The 22,696-nt window shown below is 43.1% G+C and carries 30 protein-coding genes; 27 read left to right on the top strand and 3 right to left on the bottom strand.

What is annotated here, in order from left to right:
- Positions 1–8: 8 nt before the first annotated feature.
- Both DESOR_RS25960 and DESOR_RS25955 read right to left on the bottom strand, forming a co-directional pair.
- Entirely contained in the window at positions 9–434 is a 426-nt protein-coding gene (locus tag DESOR_RS25960) for an ImmA/IrrE family metallo-endopeptidase (RefSeq protein ID WP_014187574.1), read from the bottom strand.
- Positions 435–472: 38 nt separating this feature from the next.
- Positions 473–877, bottom strand: a complete 405-nt coding sequence (locus DESOR_RS25955; RefSeq protein ID WP_014187573.1) for a helix-turn-helix domain-containing protein — start codon at positions 875–877, stop codon at positions 473–475.
- Between the two features lie 323 nt (positions 878–1,200).
- Between DESOR_RS25955 and DESOR_RS25950 the strand changes: the two genes are divergently transcribed.
- From DESOR_RS25950 to DESOR_RS25835, 25 genes are all read left to right on the top strand, one after another.
- Positions 1,201–1,659, top strand: a complete 459-nt coding sequence (locus DESOR_RS25950; protein ID WP_242832411.1) for a hypothetical protein — start codon at positions 1,201–1,203, stop codon at positions 1,657–1,659.
- 422 nt (positions 1,660–2,081) lie between these two features.
- Positions 2,082–2,501 (top strand): phage tail terminator family protein, encoded by a 420-nt coding sequence (locus DESOR_RS25945; RefSeq protein WP_014187571.1) that lies wholly within the window; start codon positions 2,082–2,084, stop codon positions 2,499–2,501.
- Positions 2,494–2,676 (top strand): hypothetical protein, encoded by a 183-nt coding sequence (locus tag DESOR_RS25940; protein ID WP_014187570.1) that lies wholly within the window; start codon positions 2,494–2,496, stop codon positions 2,674–2,676. The genes DESOR_RS25945 and DESOR_RS25940 overlap by 8 nt, the downstream gene beginning before the upstream one ends.
- A 1-nt stretch (position 2,677) precedes the next feature.
- Positions 2,678–3,994 carry a phage tail sheath family protein gene (locus tag DESOR_RS25935; RefSeq protein ID WP_014187569.1) on the top strand — a complete coding sequence of 439 codons (1,317 nt, stop codon included), beginning with the start codon at positions 2,678–2,680 and terminating at the stop codon, positions 3,992–3,994.
- A 3-nt stretch (positions 3,995–3,997) separates the two neighbouring features.
- Positions 3,998–4,465, top strand: coding sequence for a phage tail tube protein (locus DESOR_RS25930; RefSeq protein ID WP_014187568.1), 468 nt, complete (start codon positions 3,998–4,000; stop codon positions 4,463–4,465).
- A 231-nt stretch (positions 4,466–4,696) separates the two neighbouring features.
- Positions 4,697–5,119 (top strand): phage tail assembly chaperone, encoded by a 423-nt coding sequence (locus tag DESOR_RS25925; RefSeq protein ID WP_014187567.1) that lies wholly within the window; start codon positions 4,697–4,699, stop codon positions 5,117–5,119.
- A gap of 11 nt (positions 5,120–5,130) precedes the next feature.
- The gene (locus tag DESOR_RS29555; RefSeq protein ID WP_014187566.1) at positions 5,131–5,292 is read left to right on the top strand and encodes a hypothetical protein; all 162 of its coding nucleotides are present in this window, start codon (positions 5,131–5,133) and stop codon (positions 5,290–5,292) included.
- 168 nt (positions 5,293–5,460) lie between these two features.
- The gene (locus tag DESOR_RS29925) at positions 5,461–7,266 is read left to right on the top strand and encodes a phage tail tape measure protein (protein ID WP_014187565.1); all 1,806 of its coding nucleotides are present in this window, start codon (positions 5,461–5,463) and stop codon (positions 7,264–7,266) included.
- Positions 7,266–7,922, top strand: a complete 657-nt coding sequence (locus DESOR_RS25915) for a LysM peptidoglycan-binding domain-containing protein (protein WP_014187564.1) — start codon at positions 7,266–7,268, stop codon at positions 7,920–7,922. The genes DESOR_RS29925 and DESOR_RS25915 overlap by 1 nt, the downstream gene beginning before the upstream one ends.
- Positions 7,923–7,937: 15 nt before the next feature.
- Positions 7,938–8,912 (top strand): XkdQ/YqbQ family protein, encoded by a 975-nt coding sequence (locus tag DESOR_RS25910; protein ID WP_014187563.1) that lies wholly within the window; start codon positions 7,938–7,940, stop codon positions 8,910–8,912.
- A complete protein-coding gene (locus tag DESOR_RS25905) occupies positions 8,913–9,269 on the top strand; it encodes a DUF2577 domain-containing protein (protein ID WP_014187562.1) in 357 nt (118 codons plus the stop codon).
- Complete coding sequence (locus DESOR_RS25900) at positions 9,266–9,667, top strand: DUF2634 domain-containing protein (protein ID WP_014187561.1); 402 nt, start codon at positions 9,266–9,268, stop codon at positions 9,665–9,667. The genes DESOR_RS25905 and DESOR_RS25900 overlap by 4 nt, the downstream gene beginning before the upstream one ends.
- Positions 9,668–10,744 (top strand): baseplate J/gp47 family protein, encoded by a 1,077-nt coding sequence (locus tag DESOR_RS25895; RefSeq protein ID WP_014187560.1) that lies wholly within the window; start codon positions 9,668–9,670, stop codon positions 10,742–10,744.
- Positions 10,741–11,280, top strand: a complete 540-nt coding sequence (locus tag DESOR_RS25890) for a putative phage tail protein (RefSeq protein WP_014187559.1) — start codon at positions 10,741–10,743, stop codon at positions 11,278–11,280. Before DESOR_RS25895 ends, DESOR_RS25890 begins: the two co-directional genes overlap by 4 nt.
- Positions 11,280–12,710, top strand: a complete 1,431-nt coding sequence (locus DESOR_RS27605; protein WP_014187558.1) for a hypothetical protein — start codon at positions 11,280–11,282, stop codon at positions 12,708–12,710. The genes DESOR_RS25890 and DESOR_RS27605 overlap by 1 nt, the downstream gene beginning before the upstream one ends.
- Positions 12,711–12,723: 13 nt before the next feature.
- Positions 12,724–13,038 carry a hypothetical protein gene (locus tag DESOR_RS25880; RefSeq protein ID WP_014187557.1) on the top strand — a complete coding sequence of 105 codons (315 nt, stop codon included), beginning with the start codon at positions 12,724–12,726 and terminating at the stop codon, positions 13,036–13,038.
- A 1-nt stretch (position 13,039) separates the two neighbouring features.
- Positions 13,040–13,174 carry an XkdX family protein gene (locus tag DESOR_RS28480; RefSeq protein ID WP_014187556.1) on the top strand — a complete coding sequence of 45 codons (135 nt, stop codon included), beginning with the start codon at positions 13,040–13,042 and terminating at the stop codon, positions 13,172–13,174.
- 599 nt (positions 13,175–13,773) lie between these two features.
- A complete protein-coding gene (locus DESOR_RS25870; RefSeq protein WP_014187555.1) occupies positions 13,774–14,181 on the top strand; it encodes a phage holin family protein in 408 nt (135 codons plus the stop codon).
- A 1-nt stretch (position 14,182) separates the two neighbouring features.
- Entirely contained in the window at positions 14,183–14,941 is a 759-nt protein-coding gene (locus DESOR_RS25865; RefSeq protein ID WP_042331697.1) for a peptidoglycan recognition protein family protein, read from the top strand.
- Between the two features lie 341 nt (positions 14,942–15,282).
- Positions 15,283–16,035, top strand: a complete 753-nt coding sequence (locus DESOR_RS25860; protein ID WP_014187553.1) for an exodeoxyribonuclease III — start codon at positions 15,283–15,285, stop codon at positions 16,033–16,035.
- Positions 16,036–16,161: 126 nt separating this feature from the next.
- Positions 16,162–16,908, top strand: coding sequence for an MgtC/SapB family protein (locus tag DESOR_RS25855; protein ID WP_014187552.1), 747 nt, complete (start codon positions 16,162–16,164; stop codon positions 16,906–16,908).
- 182 nt (positions 16,909–17,090) lie between these two features.
- Positions 17,091–17,639 carry a SiaB family protein kinase gene (locus DESOR_RS25850; protein WP_014187551.1) on the top strand — a complete coding sequence of 183 codons (549 nt, stop codon included), beginning with the start codon at positions 17,091–17,093 and terminating at the stop codon, positions 17,637–17,639.
- Positions 17,640–17,653: 14 nt separating this feature from the next.
- Positions 17,654–18,040 (top strand): DUF1987 domain-containing protein, encoded by a 387-nt coding sequence (locus DESOR_RS25845; RefSeq protein WP_014187550.1) that lies wholly within the window; start codon positions 17,654–17,656, stop codon positions 18,038–18,040.
- Between the two features lie 56 nt (positions 18,041–18,096).
- Positions 18,097–19,911 carry a SpoIIE family protein phosphatase gene (locus DESOR_RS25840; protein ID WP_014187549.1) on the top strand — a complete coding sequence of 605 codons (1,815 nt, stop codon included), beginning with the start codon at positions 18,097–18,099 and terminating at the stop codon, positions 19,909–19,911.
- Between the two features lie 45 nt (positions 19,912–19,956).
- Positions 19,957–21,576 (top strand): bifunctional diguanylate cyclase/phosphohydrolase, encoded by a 1,620-nt coding sequence (locus tag DESOR_RS25835; protein ID WP_014187548.1) that lies wholly within the window; start codon positions 19,957–19,959, stop codon positions 21,574–21,576.
- Between the two features lie 8 nt (positions 21,577–21,584).
- On the opposite strand, the gene DESOR_RS25830 is transcribed toward DESOR_RS25835, so the two are convergent.
- A complete protein-coding gene (locus DESOR_RS25830) occupies positions 21,585–22,085 on the bottom strand; it encodes a gamma carbonic anhydrase family protein (RefSeq protein ID WP_014187547.1) in 501 nt (166 codons plus the stop codon).
- 156 nt (positions 22,086–22,241) lie between these two features.
- Here DESOR_RS25830 and DESOR_RS30485 point away from each other — a divergent pair, with 156 nt between their 5' ends.
- Both DESOR_RS30485 and DESOR_RS31100 read left to right on the top strand, forming a co-directional pair.
- Positions 22,242–22,430 carry a hypothetical protein gene (locus DESOR_RS30485; RefSeq protein WP_042331693.1) on the top strand — a complete coding sequence of 63 codons (189 nt, stop codon included), beginning with the start codon at positions 22,242–22,244 and terminating at the stop codon, positions 22,428–22,430.
- Positions 22,418–22,597: a hypothetical protein gene (locus tag DESOR_RS31100; RefSeq protein ID WP_427854222.1), complete on the top strand. Its 180-nt coding sequence runs from the start codon at positions 22,418–22,420 to the stop codon at positions 22,595–22,597. The genes DESOR_RS30485 and DESOR_RS31100 overlap by 13 nt, the downstream gene beginning before the upstream one ends.
- Positions 22,598–22,696: the final 99 nt, after the last annotated feature.

The raw sequence follows: 22,696 nt of genomic DNA, 5'->3' as shown, positions 1-22,696 counted from the left end.
CCCTGAAATCAGATGAAGTCTTCCCTTCGGCAGTATTGGGCCATTTCATAGGGAATTCCCGTCCGCGTAAAAAATTGCTCAAGGGTTTCGCCGGGGATGATCCCGGAGTTAAGGGAAAGTAATTGAACGGCAAAGCGGTTAGCCTGCCTTTCATATTTATTGGTGTTCTGCAGGGAATGTTCATCCAGAAAAAACCGGTTTAAGCCTCTGTGTAAGCGGTCATGGGCTAATTCGTGGGCGCAGATGAAGCGCTGCCAGAAAAAATCAAGGCGGCTGTTGATAACAATAAAGCGCCGTCTTAGTTTGCAGTAATAAATACCCCTGGTGTGTTCGCCGAGGTCGGCAAAGCGTATATGAATATTAAGCCTTTCAGCAAGGGTGTAGGGGCAATTGGTTTTGTAACGCTTGACTAAAGAAGTAATGAGTTTGTCCATTTGATTCGCACCCCTTTATAGAAATGACACCAGGAACGTTACTTCTCGGTGTCATACGTGCTGCCGGTTTTCTTTCTCTTGTTCATATGTTTGGCTTCCCAAAAAAGTCCTGTCAGAACGTCTAAGACACGGATGCGGTCTTCCTGATTGATGGGCACTCCGTCGAACATCAGGTCGCCGTCGTCTTCCAGCATTTTTTTAAAATCCCGCTTGTCCTTGGCTGTGGCCCAAGGCGGGATGGAGCTGTTAGGTTCGAATCCCAACAGGTAGTCTGGTGTAACATTATGAAATTCAGCTATTTTTTTGAGCATTTGGATGTCCGGTTTGGCAATGTCATTTTCCCAAGAGTTATAGCGAGGTCTTTTTACGCCCAGAGCATCAGCAACTTGGTCTTGAGTCAGCCCTCTTCGATTCCTAAGTTCGCTTAACAATTTGCCAATCATAAACATCCTACTCCTTTGGTAAATATATTATCAATAGATTCTTGACAGATAATTAAATTATCAAATATAATGAGGTTCAAATGGAGGTGGGCAACGGGTGATTACTTATGTAGAGAAGTTAAGATTCGGAGTGTTGTTCTGGATAATTTGATTATCATTGCTATTATAGTTGATAAAAATTTTATCGTCAAGAGCAGCAATGGGGATTATTTTTTTTGGGAGTATTGATAATTTATTTATCATTATTGATGATTATTGTTAATTAAATTAACGAAACTAACGAAATAAGGCGGCATAGAGACAGAAACAGAGGGGGAATTATTGTGAAAAATCAGGCTGAGAGAAGAAGCAAAAAACCGGAGTGGTACATGCAAACTATTAGAAGGCTGAATCAATATCCTGAAGATAAAAAACGACTGTGTATTTTAACGGCACAGCTGGAGAGAGAGCAGCCTAAGCTGACCGCCGGCTACTCTCTGACTCCGGGAGGGGATAAAATCAGCGATCAAACCGGAGGGATAGCTGCGAAGCGCTGGGAGACCAGTCAGGAGATTAAGGAGTGTACCCTGCGCATTGAGGAGATAGACATTATTCTGGCGGGGTTTGAAGAGGATGAGAAGAAGCTGATTGAACTGCGTTATTTCAGCAAGCACAATTATGACTGGTGGGTGGCAGAACAAGTGAATCTATCCCTCAGAACCTATTATCGGGTCAGGGATGAGCTGGTTGCGGAGGCGGCAGTGCTGCTGGGGCTCTATAGGCGGGATCAGGTCAGGGCATAAGTTTGGCACTTTATTGGCAGACAATCAGCATTTTGTTTGGAAAAACCCGTGTTAGAATAGTATTGTGAAAGGTGATAGGAAATCAACCGCTATATTGTCAGCTTAACCCATCTTGTTCGGGCGCTCCAATTTATTGGGGCGTTTTCATTTGGGGGGTCCATTGTTCAGATCTGCTTTCAAATTCGGAATCGATTCCGAATTTAACCCAAGGCATGGCGGACAAGTCTTTCCCATACGTAAGGTGCAGGTCCTTTTTTAATGAGGGACAGGTGAAGGGAACGACATGGAGGAACAAAGATAGGATAAGCGGTTTTTTCCTGGGCCGGAAAGGAGGAGTAAGGGCAGGGGGATAGATTAGATTGCTCGCGGCAGCCATTGGGATTTAGTCAATAGCAACGGGCAAAGGATTAGGAGATGATTCAATGGTCACTGTCAGCAGTGTCCGGGAGGACGTTAAAAACGCTCTCAATCAGCACTTCCCGGACATCAATGTCTATGGTGAAGAGCAGGATCAAGGCTTGGAAAAGCCTTATTTTTATGTGAAGCTGTTTTCGTCAGCTCAGAAACAGCTGCTGGGTCAGCGCTACCAGCGCAAGCATACCTTTGAGATTCAGTATTTTCCCGCAGCCCAGGAAAGCTTGGATGAGATCGCCGAGGGATTGTACGAGAAAATGGAGCTGATCAGTGTGGAAGATAGCCTGGTCAGAGGGAGCGGAATGCGTCATGAACTTGCGGAGGGAGTGCTTCACTGGTTTGTAGACTACAATTTTCAGGTTCTGCGCAGTGTTGACCCCGATCCGCTCATGCAGACTATGCAACAGGAGGGATTTCTGGATGGTTAATCAGGATAAAAAAGATAAAAAAATCAGTAAACGTTATGGCAAAGAGCAAATTTTACACTCCGGTAAGTATGGGCAGGGGGATTTGCTGGAGGCTCTTTTAAAAGAAGGAGAAACATACAGCCATGACCAGGTTCAAACAATCCTTGCAGGTTTTCTCAAGAAGGAGGTTCGATAAGATGGCAGCAGGTACATGGACAACACAAAATAAGGTGCGGCCGGGGGTTTACGTCAACTTCAAATCAGAGCCGAGAGTTGCGGGTACCCTGGGCGAACGGGGGATTGTTTCTTTGCCCCTTTTACTTTCCTGGGGGGAACCCAAGAAAATCATTACCTTGGAAGCAGGGGAAGACAGCTTTGCCAAGCTGGGCTACTTAATAGGGGACGACAGGCTGCTCTTAGTAAGAGAGGCTTTAAAACGGGCGAAAACCCTGCTCTTATACAGACTTAACACAGGTACAAAAGCCGCGGCAACAGTGGGAAATCTGACGGCAACTGCCAAATGGGGCGGCGTCAGAGGCAATGACTTGTCCTTGCTTATTCAGGGAAATGTTGATGATGAAAGCAAATTTGATGTGGCAACCTTAGTTGAAGGATCCGAAGCTGACAAGCAAACCGTTAGTGATATTGCAGGTCTGGCTGATAACCAGTGGGTGGAGTTTTCCGGAACGGGAACTCTGGCCGAAACGGCGGGTGTACCTCTCACGGGCGGAGGGGACGGCACTGTTACCAATCAGGAGTATGCTGATTATTTATCAGCGGTGGAGCTTTTTGATTTTAACACCCTGGCCTTGACGGCAGGGGATGAGGACCTTAAAGCTACTTTTACAGCTTTTTGCCGGCGTCTCAGGGATAGTGAGGGCAAGAAAATTCAGGTTGTCCTTGAGAATTATCCCCAAGCGGATTACGAAGGAGTGATCAGTGTCAAAAATGGGGTTATTCTCTCGGACGGCACGATTCTGACTGCCGCTCAGGCAACGGCCTGGGTAGCTGCCGCCACGGCCGGCGCCCAAGTGGATGAATCCCTGACCTACCTGGCTTACGATGGGGCGGTGGATGCATCTCCCAGGTATACTAATGCTCAAATCATCGAGGCTTTGCAAGGCGGGGAGTTTGTCTTTACAGCCAAGGACAGCCAAGCCATGGTTGAGCAGGACATCAATACCCTCAGCACCTTTACTCCGGATAAAGGGAAACAGTTCTCTAAGAACCGGGTTATCCGGGTGCTGGACGGGATTAACAATGATTTTGTCCGGATCTTCAGCGAATTTTACCTGGGCAAGGTCTCCAATAATGCCTTAGGGCGCAACCTGCTGAAGGCCGAATGTGTCAAGTACATGGAAACCCTCCAGGGGATAAATGCTATCCAAAACTTCGATGGGCAGACGGATTTAAACGTTCAGGCGGGGAATGAATCAGACAGTGTCTATATTGAAGCTTACGCCCAGCCGGTGGATTCCATCGAAAAAATCTATGTGAAAGTGCAGGTGAGATAAGATATGGCATTTCTTAAAGCAGAAGATGTAGTATCAGGAAAACAGGGCAGGGCTTTTGTCACCATTAACGGCCGGGTGGAAGAACTGTTTTATGCAAAGACGGTGGAGGCTACAATTGAAAAAACCAAAGCTGATGTGCCTATTCTGGGCAGAACCAATGTCGGAAAAAAAGCCACGGGCTGGGCAGGGTCGGGAACCCTGACCATCTATTATTTTACCAGCATGTTCAGAGCTCTGATGCTGGAGTATATCAAGACGGGCAAGGATTTCTACTTTGACCTCCAAATCGTCAACGAAGATCCGGCTTCTTCCTTGGGCAAGCAAACGGCGGTGCTTAAGAACTGCAACTTGGACAGTGTCATAGCGGCTTCCTTTGATGCCGGTTCGGATGATCCTTTAGAGGAAGAGATGCCCTTTACCTTTGACGATTTTGATCTTTTGGATGAATTTGCCGCTCCCAGTGCCCGGTAAGGGAGCCTTGGGAAAACATAATTTTTCCTGAACTAATTAGGGCAGGAATGTGACTTTTCGCTGCCTGCTTTCTAAAGTATCAATGCGGCTGCGGCGGCTTCCTGCGCTCTGGGAGTGTCTTCCGGATTTAACCCGGAAGACATGGTGTCTCTGGGCGCAGGCCGGATATGCAGAGTTTGTCTGCCTGGCGCAGGACGATTTAAATAGCTAAGGGATTTGGAGGAAGAGAAGATGAAAGATTTACAAGCCTTTTTTGCCAACAATGCAAGGTCCGACCTGAACAAAGAGATTGTGGTGTCGGAACGTTTTAAGGGTCAGGACGGCAAGCCTATGGCCTGGAAGATTCACAGCATTACCGAGGCGGAGAATGAGGAGTACCGCAAAGGGGCTACTCGCCGTATCAAAGGGAAAAATGGTACCCAGCAAACGGAGATTGATCAGAACATTTATTTAGCCAAGATTATTGTGGCCAGTGTCAGTTTTCCTGATCTGAAAAACGCCGAGCTGCAAAGGTCTTATGGTGTGATGGGTGCTGAGGAGTTGCTGCGCAAAATGCTGTTTCCCGGGGAGTATGCGGCCCTGGTCCAGCAGGTGCAGGAGATCAACGGCTTTGATCAAGGGATGGAAGACTTAATGGATGAGGTAAAAAACTGATTGAGGAGGGCGTGGGTGAGTGGAATTATGCTTACTACGCCCTCCACGAACTTCATATTCCTCCTGACGAGCTTGCTCAAAAGAGCCGGGAGGCCAAGGCGGCTATCTTTGCTATGATTGAGATCCGGATTAAAAAGGAGAGGCAGAATAAGGCGAAGTTTAAGAGGAAGTAAAGCCTGTGGGCGGGCTGTTCGACTTGCTGTTGCCGGCAGGGTTTTTCTGGGTAGCTGTTCATGCCGATGCTATGGCGGTACCCGCATTTTCAGAGTATCGTTTTAAACTTTAAGAAAGGAACGTGTTACGTATGAAAGGAGGTTACTGATCTGGCAACCATTCAATCAATGTTGGATTTGTTTAATATTAATATTGAAGTCCCAGCCCGCTTCAAGGATGCTGTCGGACTGATGAACGACTTAGGCAAAGCAAGCATCAGTGCCGCTATGGAACAGCAGAACCTGCAGGATATGTTTGTAGCAAGGACAGGGAGTGGGGAAATAGGAACGGCTATGTTTGATAAGTTCAGGGCAGAGGCCGTAGCCGCAGGTGAAGATGTTAATGAATCCCTGCAGAGCAGTCTGACTTTTCTTCCTTCCGTTCAGAATGCCGGGCAGATAACCCAGCTTAATGATGCTGCCCGGCACTTGAGTGCTTTTGACAGCTCGGGTAAGGGAATGACCGGAGCGGCCGAGGCAATAAAGGAAGCACTGTCCGGCAATCTTGCTCCCCTGTCTGAAGGCTATAGTTTGCCGGAGAAGGAGATGCAGGCCTTTAACCTGGATGATTTGGGGCAGTCGGGAAATATTGACGGCTTTATTAAAGCCTTTGACCAGCTCCTGGAAAAGGAAAAGATGGGTCAAGAGGCCTTTGACCAAATGATGAAGTCGCCGACTAAGCAGTTGGAGATTCTTACGAATAACATGGAAGCCGGTCTTGCCGGCGCGGGAGAACGAGGGGCGGAAACCCTTAGTGCCCATTTGAGCAGTGTTTTGCTTAAACTGAATAATGCCTTCCAGGAGGGGAAGTTTCAGCCCTTCTTTGACGGGCTGAGTATGGGGGTAACCATTGTTGCCCAGGGAATTGCAGGAATTGTTGATGTGCTGGCCTGGCTGGGCGAAGGAGTAGAGCAGAATTGGAATGTCATTGAGCCAATACTGGCGATGATTGGCTCTGCCCTTGCTTTGTGGGCGCTGACTCAAATACCGCTGTTATATACAAAGCTGGGGTTGTTGTATGCACAGCTTTGCTTGCAGGTTGCCCCGATTTTGGAAGCAGCGGCTGCGTGGCTGCTGATGAATTGGCCGATTCTCCTCGTTGGGGCCGCCATTGGCTTTCTGCTTTACGCTATGCTGAATTGGGGGGACACGACAGCTAACGTCATCGGCTATATCGGCGGGTTGATTGGGATGTTGTTCAGTTTTATATATAATAAACTGGCTTATTTTGTAAATGGAATTCTCTCTGTTGCAGAGTTTATTTGCAATGTCTTTATTGACCCGGTAAATGCAGTGAAAAAACTCTTTTATGATTTAGCTGTTAATGCCCTTGGATATATTCGTAACCTGGCTAGTGGTATTCAAGCTTTGCTTGATAGTATGGGAATAAAAATTGATATTACTGCCGGGATGGATAATTTTTTGAAAACCCTTAAAGAAGAAAGGGAGAGCCTTAAAAGTGAAGCCGGTTTGGTGAGCCTTCCAAGGTTGGAACAAATGGATAGTGGCGACGCCTTCAGTAAAGGTCAGGAGATAGGCCAAGGGTTCGGCAAGTCAATGGTAAACAGTGTCCAAGGAGCTTACGACTCGTTAAGCAAGGCCTTTACTGTTCAAGGCGGTGCAGCCGACAGTGCCGATAAACTGGATAAATGGAGGCAAGATCCCAGCATGGGTCAAAGTCAAATTCCTGCTATCGACCGGGTCAATGAGGTGGGCAGAATCAACAATACCGTAGATATTTCCAGCGAAGACCTGAAGACCATGCGGGAACTGGCGGAAATGAAAAACATCCAGAACTTTGTGACCCTCACGCCCACGGTGTCCGTCACAACCGGGGATATTACCAATGAACAAAGTGTGGATTCCATTATTGTCAAGCTTAAAACCATGCTGGAGACGGAGATTTCCTCTTCTGCCCAGGGGGTGTATGCTTAATGGCTTACGGAATAGAGTTGAGTATTAATAACAAGGAAGTACGCTTTGAGCTGCCGGTCATGCCGGAAGCCCTGGAAATCAGCGAATCAGGAAACTGCAAAACTTATGATGTGGTAGCCTTGGGAGAGATTAATGTGATTAAAAATCCTAAGCTGACTGAGTATGGATTTAGCAGTTTTTTTCCTTGTCAGCGCTATCCTTTTATCACCGTGCAAACACTTCTCAAGCCTATCGAATATGTTACACTGCTTAACAATTGGAGGGAGTCCAGGCTTCCTATCCGTTTTATTTTTACTTCCGACAGCTTAGAGATTAATAAGTTGGTGAGTATCGAAAGCTTCAACTGGAAAGAAACTGCCGGTGGAGCAGGAGACATAGACTACGATATTAAGCTGAAAAGGTATGTAACTTATGCTGCTCAGCTGGACTCGTTGTCTACAATTGCCGGACCGGTGGCGGCAGCTGCGGTTCCGGCGCGCCCCAATGAGACTCAGCAGCCTAAGACCTATACTCTCGTCAGTGGTGATACCCTTTGGGCCGTCGCCAAACGATTCCTTGGCGATGGAGCCCGCTGGCCGGAGATTCAAAAGCTGAATGGCATTACAGAGGCGGAAATCAGGCGGCTGCAGATCGGCAGAGTTCTGAAGCTGTCTTAAAAGGAGGGGAGCGGTATGCTGAAAATTTTAATCGATAATAAGGACGGCAACGTGTGGGATATATCTCAGCTTGTGGCGGACGTTACCTGGAAAACCAGCCGGATCGGCAAAGCCGGCAGCCTGGACTTTACCTTAATTAAAAACCTGCCCGGAGAAGCGGAGCATTTTAAGTACAATAACGGAGATATTGTATGGGTTAAACGGGCAGCGGATGGAGCCGAAGTCTTTTACGGTTATATTTTTACCATTGATGAGGGCAAGGATGAGGGAATCAAAATAACCTGCTATGACCAGATACGCTATCTGATGGCAAAGGATACCTATACCTTTGCCAATGTCAGAGCCTCCGAGGTGGTTAAAAAAATCGCGGCGGATTTCAAACTCCAGCTGGGCCGGATGGATGATACAGGTTACCGCATTCCCGTCATGAGTGAGGACAATCAAACCTTGATGGATATTATCTGCAAAGCCTTGGATCTGACCTTGATCCATTCCGGACAGAATTATGTGTTTTTTGACGACTTTGGGAAGCTTTCCCTGCGCAATATTAATGATCTTTTAGTGGATTTTTACCTTGGCGACGGCAGACTTATGACAGATTATGCTCTGAAGCGGTCCATCGACTCCGATACCTATAATAAAATCAAGCTTTTCAGAAACAACAAGGATACGGGCGGCCGGGATGTCTATCTTGCTCAGGACAGCCTTAATATGGCGAAATGGGGAGTTCTTCAGCTAAGTCAGAGCGTCGGTGAAAATTACAATGAAGCGCAAATCAATGAAATGCTGACCACACTGGCGACCTTGAAGAACAGGGAAACCAAAACCCTGAAGATCGAGGCCATTGGCGAGCTTCAGGTAAGAGCAGGCTGCTATGTGCGGATTTGGATTTCGGAATACGGAATCAATCAGCCCTTTCTTGTCAACGAGTGTGTGCACAGTTTTGAAGGAACAAATCATACCATGTCTTTAGAAGTGAAGGTGATATAATTGGCCAGCTTATTAGAAGTTATCAAAACCGCCGGAATGGATGCGGTGGGAGCTTCCAATCCCGTTAATGTCCTGTTTGGCGAAGTTCTGAGTGTTAATCCCCTCAGTGTCAAAGTGGATCAGCGCTTTACACTGACGGCGGATTTTTTGCTGGTACCAGCCGGTCTGGAGAGGCTGGAAATCGATCTGAAGCATAGCCATTCCTATACAGATGACGGCTCAAGCCGCAGCACCTCCGCAGCTCTGGAGGAAAAAATAGTCATTAACCCCGGTCTTAATGCCGGGGATAAGATTCTCTTGCTCAGGGTCCAGGGCGGGCAGCGCTTTGTGGTCCTGGATAAGGTGGTGACGGCATGATTCCCAGCGGAGGAACGATAACCGGGGCAACCCTGGAAATAAAAGAACGGCCCTCCCTTACATGGAAGATGGATGCCGCAAAGGGGCGAATTATTGGCAGACTGGATGGCCTTGAAGCCGTTAAGCAGGCTGCCTTTAAGATTCTGGAAACCCCTCGTTATCATTACTTGATCTACACAGCAAACTATGGTTCTGAGCTGGAAACTTTGATCGGAATGAATCCGACGTTTTTAAGATCAGAGGCTGCCCGCATGATCCGGGAAGCCCTGACTCAGGATGATCGAATCACCGGCGTTGAAAATATCCGGATCACAAACATAGGGGACAGTCTACTCATTGAATGCACGGTTATCAGTAACTATGGGAGATTCGAGATGACCCAGGAGGTGAGCATGTAAGTGTACGAAGATCAAACTTATGAAGTCATATTGGCCCGGATGCTGGCCCGAGTACCAGATAGCGTAGACAAACGGGAAGGAAGCTTAATCTATGATGCATTGGCTCCAGCTGCGGCAGAGGCAGCGCAACTATACATTGAATTGGATATCAATGCGAGACTATCTTTCGCGGATACATCGTCGGGTGAGTACCTGGCTCGAAGAACTGCAGAATTAGGGGTAGTAAGAAATATTGCTACAAAGGCAATTCGCAAAGGGCTATTTTTTGGTGATGGCGATACCCCCATAGACATACCTCTAACAAGCAGGTTTTCGATTAATGGCATAAATTATGTTTCTAAAGAAAAGACCACAATCGGAGAATTTATCATGGAGTGCGAGAAAACAGGCATCGTTGGTAATCAGCAGTTTGGAACAATGTTACCGATTGAATATATCCCGGGATTAACCCGCGCAGAGCTTGCCGACATACTCATTCCTGGAGAGGACGCAGAGGAGGATGAAAATCTAAGGAAGAGATATTTTGATGGACTGGACAACCAAGCGTATGGCGGAAATATTGCGGATTATAAAGAAAAAACAAAGGCTCTAGATGGAGTGGGAGGAGTGAAGGTCTTTCCTGTCTGGAATGGTGGCGGAACAGTTAAGTTGGTAGTCATAGATAGCGCATATGCCAAACCATCATCGACCTTGATTGACACTGTACAGACAGCTGCTGACCCAATGGTAAATCAGGGGAAAGGTCTTGGCTTTGCTCCAATAGGGCATGTTGTAACGGTAGAAGGAGTTGCCGAATCTACTATTAATATTGAGACGAGTCTGACGTTTCAAGATGGATATATTTGGGCTGATGTGCAACCCAATTTAATTACAGTGCTTGGTGGATATTATGAAGATCTTAGGAAAAATTGGGAGGATAGTACCAATTTAGTCATCCGAATCAGTCAAATAGAGACGAGAATATTAGGGATAATGGGAGTTTTGGATATTCAGAATACTAAGATTAACGGTTCAGCCCAAAATGTTCTGTTATCGGAAATTGAGATACCAATTTTTGGGACGGTGACGAAAGTATGATTCCGATACGCGAATACTGGCCCGATTTTTTAAGTGAGTTTAAGGAGTTTCAAGAAATATCAAACACGGATAACATTGAGATTTCCTTAATTCGTCAAGCTGTTGCCGACCTATTGAATGTTCAATTCATCCAGACTGCGACAGAAAACGGAATAGCTAGGCGTGAAAAAATGTTGACTATCACCCCCTTCGCTAATGACGATCTGGAAAGCAGGCGTTTTCGGGTGCAAGCAAAATGGAATGACAAGCTGCCCTATACCTATAGAGAGCTTGTCGATAAAATGAATAATCTTTGCGGTGAAAATGGCTATGTAATGGTACTGAACTCGAACTTGTATACCTTAAACATTAAGTTAGAATTGATTAACCGTAGGATGTTTAATGAAATCGAGAAGATAACTAGGAAAATGGTTCCTGCTAACATTATCATTACGGTCGAACTCCGTTACAATCAACATTTAAAGTTGGCAAATTTCACGCACGGCCAACTAGCAGCTTATTCCTATTATCAATTAAAAAGTGAGGTAATAAGTTAATGGCTACTGTCACTTCCAATTATAATTTGGTAAAACCAGGAGAAGAAGAATTTTACAACGTGGAAATATTTAACGTTAACGCCGATACCATCGATACGCAACTGAAGGCGAGAGAGGACGCCCTTGCTGCTCATCAGGAAGATTATGCGACAAAAAGCATTGAATGGGATGCGAAAGAAACTCCTTCAGGGGCGCAGACCAAAGCCAATGCCGCCGAAAGCAATGCTAATAATTATACCAATCAGGAAGTGTCCGATCTTGCAGGGGCAGGACGAACTATAGAAACTGTAAAACAAAATGCTGATAAAATAAACAATTTACAAATGGAAGTCAATAACCATCTAGCAGATTATACGCTACAAGTACCCTATGCGGGGGTAACAACTGGCGCAGAAAACACGTACGCAATAGCAATCCCTGCGATAGCGGCACTTACAACAGGAATGGCAGTAAGCGTAAAAATTAATGTTGATAGCACAGGTGCATCAACTCTTAACTGGAATGGTAAGGGTGCAAAGGGTATTAAGAAATCAAACGGTACAGACGTAACTAATCTAAAAGCAAATGGAATATATACATTGAGGTACGATGGTGCAAATTTTATACTACAGGGTGAAGGTGGCTCTGGTAATGCATCTGCATCTGACCTTCTCTCTGGAAAAACAGCGTCCACAGATGCAGGGGATATAGTAGGTACTATGCCAAATAAGGTAGGTAGCGAAACAATTATTACACCCAGTACTACAGACCAAGTAATCCCACAGGGTTATTATGGTGGTGTAATTGGCGATGGCAAGGTATTAGGCGACCCCGATTTAATCGCGTCTAATATTCTAACAGGTAAAAGTATCTTTAATGTAATAGGAACACTAGACAAAAAAGGATCTTTGGGCCCATACCTAAACTCTTCCGCATTGGCTAATGGCGTCATATCATTTGTAGATGGAGAAGGTATATGGGCCAACGGTGGTACTGATAGCGGCATAGCACGGTTATATAATTCAGCAGGTACACTTATCAACACTGTTACATTTACACCGAGTTCATATATGAATGTAGTGTTTGTAAGTAAGGATAGAATGTTATGGAGCAATTCACGCTATGACGATTTCTATGTTACAGATAAAAATGGAACAATATTATCGCACTTGACAGGCATTAATCACGAAGACAGTGTAATGCACACAGCAACGGATCGCATTTATGTTGAGACATACGATGGTAATTACCATGTAAAGGTGTTAAATTCTGCCGGGACGCAATTCGGTTCTACACTTAACCTTGGCAGTTCGTGCAAGTGGATATCAGTGATGACAGAAGGCGCCTTGTACAAACAATATAACTCAACACAAAGCCTTGCATTTGTAAATAGTTCGGGCGGCTATTATGGTCCTATCACCTACGGTATACTTCACAATGTGCTCAAGTAAGGAGGAGTAATAAATGAAATTTGGAAAAATCGTTAATTTTACCAATATGTTCGGTCAGAGCGATTACAAGAACATTGATATAAATTTGATTGTAGCCGGTTCTCAAGCATACAAATCTGATGGGTCATGTTTTGTGTTCGCATATGATGGTGACATACCTCAACATGAAGATATTTCCGAGTTAACACAAGTTCAATGGCAGGAAGAAAAAATGGCTATTGATGCTGAGAATAGTGCAGATAAGCAAACTATTGAACAAAAGATTGATGACCTGCAATCTCAAAATGCTCAGGCTATTTTAGCTCTGGTAATAGGAGGATTGATGTAATATGGATTGGGTTAAGTTCGTTTCTGACAATTATCCAAAGAATTATACTATTGATCAAGTGAAAATATTTGTGATTAAAGGCAAGATTACGCCCGAGCAATATCAAGCTATCACCGGAATCGATTATGTTGCTTAATGCACAATAGACAAATTATGCGAAACAAGATTTACCTGGGAAATCAAATTTATCTGTGGAAATTACCAGGAAAACATTTGTTTTACATGGTGGAATTAACGGGGCACAAATAGTGAAACTGTATTATGATAATTACAAGAGGAGGAATAATTTACCATAATAGTAGACCCCTATAAATTTGGTCACTAAACGTAATAAAGTTATGAGGCAAAAACTGAGTCTTTTCAGTTGAGCTACGCCACCTTTATAGGATGCGCTGTAACATTGTTTTGGCCGGCAGTTGTGGCAACGGCTGCCGGTACCAACTTTACAAGGGGAGATTGTCGTCAAAGAGGGCATTCGGTTTAAAATTATACTGCTAGAACAACTAAATGCAAATATTGATTTCTTGCTTAAGAATCCCGAGATTAACGGAAAGCAAATCGAGCAACTTAGAGAGCGTTTAGCCTTAATTGATAAATGTATTGATCAGGTCATGTTACTAATGCTACTAGAACTTGAGGAGCCTCTCCCGTGTGTATCAAATCAAATAAGGCATTAGGTACCTAAACCGTCATTTTGGCGGTTATTTTTATGCCCAAAATGAAGGAGGATGGACTATGAACATAAAAGAATTCGGGCTAAACACCCTGGTAGCTATAGGAGGGACAACTGTCAGTGCATGGCTTGGAGGGTGGGACGCAGCACTAAATGTACTTGTTGTAGTGATGGTCATCGATTACGCTACAGGGTTCCTTGGAGCTATTAAGAAAAAGCAAGTTAACAGTGAAGTCATGTTCTGGGGTGGCATCCGCAAGGGTGCCATTCTTGCCGTTGTGGCAATGGCTGTACTGCTTGATCGGATGCTGGGTAATGATGATCCGATCCTTAGAACGTTGGCCATCTACTATTATGCTGCTCGGGAATGGGTATCTGTAACTGAGAATCTTGGAATCATCGGGGTGCCATTACCGCCGGTTTTTACAAAAGTGCTTGAGCAGTTGCAACAGAAAAGTGAAATGAAATAAAATGAAACTCAATGAACAGAAAGGAAACGCCACAATGGAAATCAGGCCATGTAACATAACCATGGCTGACTACCATCACACCGCAGGCAACGAGAAAAACGCTGAGGAAATCAGGCAAGAGCACATGGGACTGCCCAACTACTGGGGAGACATCGGCTACAACCTAGTTGTACTGACTGATGGGACGATCGAATGGGGCAGAGACATCAAGTACTCGGGGGCTCACGATCCCGGTCCGGCCCCTGACGGCAGCGGGTATACCATGAATCAGCGGGCCTTTGCCATCGTTTGTATCGGCAATTTTGATGAAAAGGAGATGTCGGAGGCTCAATATCAAGGGCTACTCAAAAGCGCTTTGTGGGCTCATGACAAATTTAAACTCTCTCTTGGGGATCACCACCGGCATAAGGACCAATACGCGACAAAATGCCCAGGAGATAAGTTCCCATGGGGACGGCTTATGTCGAATCTGAAAAAAGAAGTGGAAGGTGACGATGAGAAAGTGCTGCTGGAAAATGTCGTTGTTTATTACACAGCAAAGGATCAATCGTCTGCGGATTTATACGCTGACGAGTTTAAGTGCCTTATGACCTGCAGAAATGGTGCCGCAACAACGCTGCCGGAAGCAATGGCCGCTAGACGTTTGTTCAATATCGGCGGTCCTAAGCTGGGGCATCCTAATGAAATTTATTTGTCTGGAGAGAAAGCCAAACATACGGCAAAGAATGCCGCAGATTGGCTAGTTGCAAATACAATATGAATAAAATTGTCTTTTGGTTATGTGATTTTGAGATGAGGTTCATCAGGCTCCAACGGCATTTTTTTCTCACAGGGTAAGACCTATAAGATGGAATTAGTCAACTTAATGATGGAAAGTAATCGTTCCTTGCCAAAATAGACAAATACAGGAATGATAAGCTGTTTATTACCTCTCACCCTTTAAGGTGAGAGGCATTTTTATATCCAACCATCAAAAGAGAGCGTAATAATAAAAATATGGCAACAGTGTGCAAAACAATTTAGATATAGAATAATCTCTTTAAAACCATTATAATCGGAAGACAGGACTATAGTTTGACGTGGGAAGAGGAGAGCTTTGTCATGAAATTAATATCATGGAACGTTAATGGGCTTCGTGCTTGTGTAAAAAATGGTTTTCTGGATTTCTTCACAAAGGAGAATGCGGATGTCTTCTGCATTCAGGAAACAAAGATTCAAGAGGAGCAGATTCCTTTTCAATTAGACGGATACTATTCTTACTGGAATTTTGCCCAGAAAAAAGGGTACTCCGGCACAGCAATATTTTCTAAAACAGAACCTATCAATGTGAGCTATGGTATCGGTATGGAAGAGCATGATCAGGAAGGAAGAGTTATCACCCTGGAGTATGAACCTTTTTTTCTTGTCACTGTTTATACACCTAACTCCCAAAGAGGGTTGGCCAGACTGGACTATCGAATGAAATGGGAAGATGATTTTTTAGCGTATCTTAAAACATTGGAGAAGTCAAAACCGATAATTTTTTGTGGGGATTTAAATGTAGCCCATCAGGAAATTGACCTCAAAAATCCCAAAACAAACAAAAAAAATGCCGGGTTTACCAGTGAAGAAAGAGATAAATTCAGCCAAGTGCTAAACCATGGTTTTATTGATTCATTCCGGTTTTTTTATCCGGAGCAAAGGGATGCCTATACCTGGTGGTCATACATGTTTAATGCCAGAGCAAACAACGCAGGATGGAGAATTGACTACTTTTGCGTTTCTGCAGGTCTGAAAGACCAGTTAAAGAATGTGTCGATCTATAGTGATGTTTATGGTTCAGACCATTGCCCGGTAGGATTAGAGGTATTTTAGGGCAATAGGCTTTTCTTATGGGAAAAAAGGAATTATAATCAGATTTATCGTATAGTATAGTGAAATCTATTACGAGTAGAATAGAATTTCTTAATCTAATTGTTTTTGGGAACGAGGTGAATTAAGATGTCTATCACGGAGTATGAGATAGCTTTCAGATTGTTTATCGCTTGTGTTTTTGGAGGAATCGTAGGGTTTGAAAGGGAAAAAAATGACAGTCCGGCAGGGTTTAGGACTCATATTTTAGTTTCTTTAGGATCTGCGTTAGTGATGATTTTATCAATGTATGGTTTTAATGATTTTACAGTAGTAAACAAGGACCCTGCCCGATTGGCTGCTCAAGTTGTATCAGGCATTGGTTTTTTAGGAGCAGGAACCATATTAAGAGATAAAACCTCAGTGAAAGGACTAACGACCGCTGCCTCACTTTGGGTCGTCGCCGCCATTGGGCTGGCTGCAGGAGCAGGATTCTATTTTGCGTCCTTTTTTGTGACGATACTGGTATTCCTTACGTTGGAACGCTCGGTCGAAACGTATTTCTTGCGAAATAGCCAAACCTTAAAGGTAGTGGCCATTAACGGAACTTGTAAAGTAAAAGAAATAAATCGCCTGTTGGAGGCCCATAGTATAGTGCCCCAAAATATCTCGATGACATTATTAAAGGAAGAGAATAACAGGACTACTATCGAATATAAAGTGAGAACACCCTTTAGAAAAGTTAAAATGGAACAGATTATTGATGATATCAACGAAATTGATGGGATATATTCGGCAGAACATGTAGGAAATACCCGGCATTCATTAATACCTTTCCGGAAGCGTTTGTTCCGGCGTTCCAAAAGCCCTGATAAGCCCGATAATCCCTCAATGTAAAAATAACTATAGTTCTGCTAAATATCGTTCTCTAGGTCATACCTGAGAACGGTATTTTTTTATAGACACAGCAATATCCCCAACTTGAGGTTCAGTATTATAACACCAGAAAAAATGAAGGAATAATAATCTGACACGTCGAAAGATGTCTTAATAAAGGTTTTGAAATAAGGAGGAGTAAAATGTTTGACGACAAGATGCTCATTGATTTACAAAGCACTTTAAGTTCTAATGGGATTCTCATTAGTTTTTCCGGTCGTTTTTCCCAAGGGATCATTGAAGAGCTTGGGGAAGCCATTATGCAGCACATGGAAGCAGAGAATCGTCCTCGTAACGCTATTTACAATGTTTTCGCTATTTTTGTGGAAACTACCAATAATATAAAAAAATACGCCAATTCAAAACTAGGCGGAGAATCTTATAATCGCATATATAATTCTGGTATTGTGACCATCAGCAGTGGGGAAGAAGGTTATTTTATTTCCTCCGGGAACTTAATCGAAAAAGCTGACGCTGACAAATTAGCCAATCAGCTGGATTCCTTAATAGCCTTGGATAAAGATCAGTTAAAGAAGCGGTACAAAGAACAAATAAAGAAAGAACTCCCTCCAGATAGTTCCGGAGCTGGTCTTGGGCTTATTGATATAGCCAGAAAAGCTAGCAAACCGATTAAGTATTCAATTAGAGATATGCAGGATTTATCGTTTTTTACCCTAACAGTAATGGTTTAAAGAGGTGAAAAGAGATGGAAAAATTGTTGTTTGAACCTACTAAAGCTACTCCCATGATTGATTTTGACCCGGATAAAGGGATTTTGATTATAAAAGGACAATCTTACCCTGAGAATGCCTTCAAATTTTATGATCCGGTCTTTACCTGGATAGATACTCTCTTAGCGACAAACCCGTCTGAACTAAAAGTTGAGGTTCGGCTTAGCTATGTAAATACAAGTAGTTCTAAATGTATTATGATGCTCTTGGAAAACTTCGAAAAATCCTTTCAACAGGGGGTTCATATACAACTTAATTGGTATTGTGATATGGAGAATGAAAGTGAAGTGGAATGCGCGGAGGAATTCAAAGAGGATATAACCTTTCCGTTCAACATTATTCCAGAGGTCAACGACCATTAAATTTTTATAAGATATCACACTAATGTGCCTATTAAACAGGTAACAGGAGTGAGAATGTGAACAAGATAAAAAGAACTGCCTTATATGATAAAAACACAATGTGGGTTATTTTGTTAGCCTGTATTAGTATTGCAATTTCAATGCTTTTAACGGGATACTTAAGTTATAACATCACCAAGAAGGAAGTTACTGAAAAGCTCAAAACTAAGGACTTATTTTTTATCATTCAATCTGCAGCTGGAAAAATTGAGGGTAGAATATCAAGGGCTAAAGAGACATCATTAATCATGGCTCAGGATCCATTTTTTTCTGAATGGGTTTCTAATGGAGAAAAGGACATTGTAACTCAAAAATTAGCCCAGGAAAAATTGAATCGAATTGCTACAGAATATGATTACAGCAATACTTTTTTAGCCAGTGCTGTAACTCACAATTATTGGGCAGAAAACGGAGTGGTAGGGAAGCTTTCGGAAACGAATCCTCAGGATAAATGGTTTTTTGATACGATTAAAACTAAAAAACCTATCTCCATTAATATTGATTATAATAAAGAACGGAATAATACCTTTGTTTTTATTAATGCCTTATTAGGTAATCCGGAGGATCCCCTGGGGGTTACAGGAGTTGGCTTAGATCTTGATGATATTTCCCAGGAATTAAAATCCTATAAGTTTGGAGAAATTGGCACTATATGGCTGGTTGACCAATCAGGTCGAATTTACCTGGCAGCTAATTTAGATGATCGTGGTCGACAGTTAGGGGATATACTGCCTGCAGATATTTGTCAAAAGGTTTTAAATAGGGTAAATCAAGGTTCTGATCAACCGGAAGTTATCGAGTACGAAAACACTGAAGGTGAGATTATTGACCTTGTACACCAAGGTCTCCAATCGACGGATTGGCAGTTAGTCATCCAGGTCCCGAGAAAGGAAACAGTTGGATTTCTGACGTCGATTATGACAAATACGATTCTTACCACCTTATTGGCTCTTGTTTTAGTGACTCTTGTTTTTTACTTAATTTCAAGCCGAATTGCCAATCCTTTAAAACGGGCGATCCAGTTGAGTGAAGAGCTGGAACAAAAGGTTAATGAACGGACTCAGGAACTTAAGGAAAAAAACCTTAAGATAATGGATAGCATAGACTATGCTAAAAAATTGCAAGAGACAATCATCGCCTCAGGTCAAGAAATGAGGGACGCTTTTAAAGACAGCTTTGTCCTATGGCTGCCGAGAGATGTTGTGGGCGGGGACTTTTATTGGCTGAGGAAATCAGGCAATAAGGTTATTTTAGCGGTGGCGGATTGTACAGGGCATGGTGTACCAGGAGCTTTGATGACCATGGCCGTTGCTCCAATTTTGAACGACATTATTCAGGATGGATATTACAATAGCCCTAGCGAGATAATCAAAGAATTAAATCTCAGAATAAAGTCTGCTCTTCATAAGCAGGGGACATGCATCACAGATGATGGTTTAGATATTGGGATATGCATTATAGAAGGAAACACATTGCTATTTGCGGGAGCTAAGATTGATCTTTACCATAAAAATCAAGCTGGGGTCAACAGGATTAAAGGGGATCGTCACAGTATCGGCTATTTGAAATCAGATCCTAATCAAAGCTTTGAAGATACAAAGATTGACCTATGTGAAGGAGATTCCTTTTACATTACGACGGATGGATTCCTTGATCAGAATGGAGGACTTAAAAACCATTCCTTTGGCCGCCAGCGATTCATAGAATTGATGGAAGAGTTCAGCCATCATAATAGTGATGAAGAACGTCATTTCTTTGAACAGGCTTTATTGGATTATCGCCATGAAGAACCTCAGAGGGATGATATTACAGTTCTTAGTTTTAGGGTATGAGAGACCTAAAGACTAGTTAAACCAGAAAGAGGAAGGATTTCTCTTATGATTGATAGAGACTTTCAGAGACAATTATTTAGTACAGAACTTCAAGTGCTTGAGATGGCCTTATTGGATCTGGCTGAAGGAAAGTTTGAAGGAAATGAGCTCCTTGCAGATTATCAGTTAATGGTCAATAATTATGAAAAATTATTAACCTTTACACGCCGAATTTTTAAAATCAGCGATATTCAGGCTAGAAATCTGTTGCAGAGGGAAAATGAGATTAAAAATATCCTGGATAATGCGGGACAAGGTTTTCTCACCTTTGGTCGGGATTTAATCATCAACCGCGAATATAGTGCAGAATGCGATAAAATCTTTGGTTTTAAAATTAATCGGATGAATATTCTTGACCTGCTTAAAAGTGAGGATGATGAACAAAATAACCTGTTTGCTGAAGTTTTTCGAAGTGTTTTGGAATCTGAAAATCATAAAACTCAGCAATATTACATCAGTCAATTGCCGAAAATCATTAAACGAGGAGAGAGTTTTCTTTCTATTAAGTTAAAGCCAATCCCACCGAATTATGAAGATGATGACCCTTTATGCATGTTAATAATTACCGATGTGACGGAAAATTATAAAGCACAGGAGCAAGTGGCTTTCCTTAGCTTTCATGACAAACTTACAGGTCTGTACAATCGGGCCTATATCGAAAAGTGGCTGGAGGAATTCCAGACAGAGAGTAATTTTCCTCTTAGTGTAATCATGGCTGATTTAAATGGCTTAAAATTAGCTAACGATGTTTTTGGCCATATACAAGGAGATTTGCTTCTGAAGGGTCTGGGAAAAGTCCTTCTCTATTCTACCCGCAGAGTGGACATAGTAGCCCGCTGGGGTGGAGATGAATTTTTGATTCTATTACCATCAACGGACAGTTTGGCGTGTGCTAAGGTTGCAGAACGAATCACTGAAAGTTGTAAACAACAAGAAGGGCTGCCCACAGAACTTAGCGTTTCCTTAGGGATGGCAACCCAACAGGTTTTTTCAAAAAATATCTCGGATTTATTTGGCATGGCCGAAAATAGAATGTACAGTGATAAAGTGCAAAAAAGCAAAGAAGTTCGGCGCAGGCTGATCTTGAGTGTGGAAAAAGAGCTTTATACAAGATTCTTTGAAGATTCCGGACATGTTGAAAGAGTTGGCCGGCTTGCTGCCAGCTTAGCTCAGGCTGCAGAGATAAGTCCAAGATCGCTCGACCTGGATAATTTAAGTTTAATGGCAAGACTTCATGACATTGGCAAGGTAGGGATTCCTAACGAAATTCTTGGCAAGGGCAGCGGATTGACTGAACACGAATGGGAAATTATGCAGAGACATAGTGAAATCGGCTTCCGCATGGCACAGGCAATTGATGAATTATTAGTGGCGGATGCAATTTTGGCTCTTCGTGAACGCTGGGATGGAACGGGTTACCCCCGAGGTCTGAAAGGAGATCAAATTCCTTTACTGTCAAGGCTAATTGCCATCGTGGATGCCTTTGACGTAATGACTCATAGCCGGCCTTATCGCTTGGCTAAATCACAGGAAGAAGCTATCAATGAGCTCAAAAAGGAACACGGCAAACAGTTTGATCCACACCTGACGGACGTTTTTATTATGAAGGTCCTAAATGGAAAATAAGTTCTCCCTCAGGACTTCATCGCTTCTTGGGCTTTAGCAACGTATCGTTCAGCGGCTTCACGCATGAGCGATATTTCTTTGTCTGTAAGTTCTCTGATTACCCGTGCCGGTACTCCCATTAGCATGACCCGGGGGGGATAGGTTTTATTTCCCGTAACCAGAGCTCCAGCCGCTACGGATGTTTCCTCGCTGATGACAGCCCCATCAAGAACAATTGCGCCCATTCCTATTTGGGAGCCCTTGCCAATGGTGCAACTGTGAAGAATGGCAGAATGCCCGACGGTCACATAGTCATCGATGGTTACGGGTTGATTTTTGTTAACATGAATAGCGACTAGGTCCTGGACATTTGTACATTTGCCGATGCTGATTGTCGAAAGATCACCTCTGATAACCGAGTTATACCAGACGCTGGATTGCTCACCAATTTGGATGTCTCCGATTAGTTTACAGCCATCTGCAAAATAGACACTATCAGCGATTTGGGGCTTTTTCATATGATCAGCCATAATTTAGTTACCTCCATATGTAAATAAGATCTTTTTGTGTTAATTATAAAGTTGTCCGGAATGAAATGCTAGCGCTTGGAATGATAATTGCATTAGTGGTACTTGTTAACAGGAATTAATTTATCAAGAAGGGAAGAGCTAGTGTTATGAAAATGTATGGGTGCAATTAACCCGTCCTTAAGTGACAAACGTAAAGTCACTTACACGAAATATGCCTTAGTTGCACTAACCGTTGAGATGATCTTATTAGGCCTAATGAGAAGTGAAAACATGGGCGGCCAAAAACAGATGAATATAGGGTTGTACCTAGCTGTATTTATACCTCACCAGAATTGGCAAGCGTAGGTCTTACCGAGGAACAGGGTATCAGTCAGGGAATGGAGATAGTTATCGGAAAGTCTCAATTCACCGGGATATCCTCATTAATTGTTAGCTTCTTTTATTTAGGGTTTAAATCTTTTTATCATGTTAAACAGAATATATTACCTAAACACTATATTTTGAAAAGTTAAGTCTTTTGCTGCATTTAACATACATGAATAAAGGAAAATGCAATTAGATGTCGAAAAACTTCATTATTGTACTTAAAAAGGAATCGAGATACTGAGGAG

It is taken from the genome of Desulfosporosinus orientis DSM 765, from assembly GCF_000235605.1.
Classification (GTDB): Bacteria; Bacillota; Desulfitobacteriia; order Desulfitobacteriales; family Desulfitobacteriaceae; genus Desulfosporosinus; species Desulfosporosinus orientis.
The sequence above is the reverse complement of the archived record's forward strand: the minus strand, read 5'-3'. Positions and strand labels throughout refer to the sequence as shown.